This is a genomic window from Mycobacterium sp. E2497 (assembly GCF_001668695.1).
GTDB lineage: Bacteria > Actinomycetota > Actinomycetes > Mycobacteriales > Mycobacteriaceae > Mycobacterium.
The window spans coordinates 1-861 of sequence record NZ_LZKD01000103.1 but is presented as its reverse complement, the minus strand read 5'-3'; the positions used below and the strand labels follow the sequence as shown (position 1 = coordinate 861).

2 protein-coding genes are annotated in these 861 nt (G+C 59.8%); one reads left to right on the top strand and one right to left on the bottom strand.

Annotated features, from left to right (window positions below; translation table 11 throughout):
• A partial coding sequence (locus tag A5713_RS27415; RefSeq protein WP_197516331.1) for a class I SAM-dependent methyltransferase occupies positions 1-126 on the top strand: 126 nt, incomplete at its 5' end.
• Positions 127-147: 21 nt separating this feature from the next.
• Here the strand turns inward: A5713_RS27415 and A5713_RS07860 are convergent.
• Positions 148-861 (bottom strand): cyclopropane mycolic acid synthase family methyltransferase (locus A5713_RS07860; protein ID WP_068094301.1); only part of this gene is annotated, 714 nt, incomplete at its 5' end.

Below are 861 nucleotides of genomic sequence, written 5' to 3'. Positions count from 1 at the left end.
CGCGAGCAGGCGGTCGAGCTGCAGTCCGAAGAGGTCTACGGCAAGTACATGCACTACCTGACCGGCTGTGAGAACTTCTTCCGCAAGGGCATCAGCAATGTCGGGCAGTTCACCCTCGTGAAGTAGGTGGCGAGGGGCCGGGGACCGCTACTTTTCCAGCGTGAACTGGTCGACGTCCGTGTAACCCTGGCGGAACAGCTTCGCGCAGCCGGTCAGGTACTTCATGTAGCGGCCGTAGACCTCTTCGGACTGCAGCTCGACCGCCTGCTCGCGGTTGGCCTCCAGGTTGGCCGCCCAGATATTGAGCGTGCGCTCGTAGTGCTCCTGCAGCAATTGGACCTGCTGCACGGAGAACCCCGCTTCGCCGGCGAACCTGAAGATGTCTTCCTGCGCCGGCAATTGTCCGCCCGGGAAAATTTCAGTGCCAATGAAGCGCGCGAATCGAAGATCATTCATCGTGATGGAGACGCCGCGTTCGTACTGCTGTTTCTGGGTGTAGGTCAAAATGGTATGCAATAACATGCGGCCGTCGTCGGGAAGAATGTTGTAGGCGCGTTCGAAGAACGCGGCGTACCGCTCCATCTTGAAAGCCTCGAAGGCGCCGATGGTGACGATCCGGTCGACCTTGTCCTCGAACTCTTCCCAGCCCTGCAGCCGCACCTCCACGGTGCGATTCGTCGGCAATCCAGCCAGCTTGTTCTTGCTGTATTCAAACTGGTTGCGGCTCAGCGTGATTCCGATGACATTGACGTCAAATTTCTCCACGGCCCGTTTCATCGCCCCGCCCCAGCCGCAGCCGATGTCCAGCAGCGTCATCCCGGGCTCGAGGTTCAACTTGCCCAGCGCCAAGTCGAACTTGGC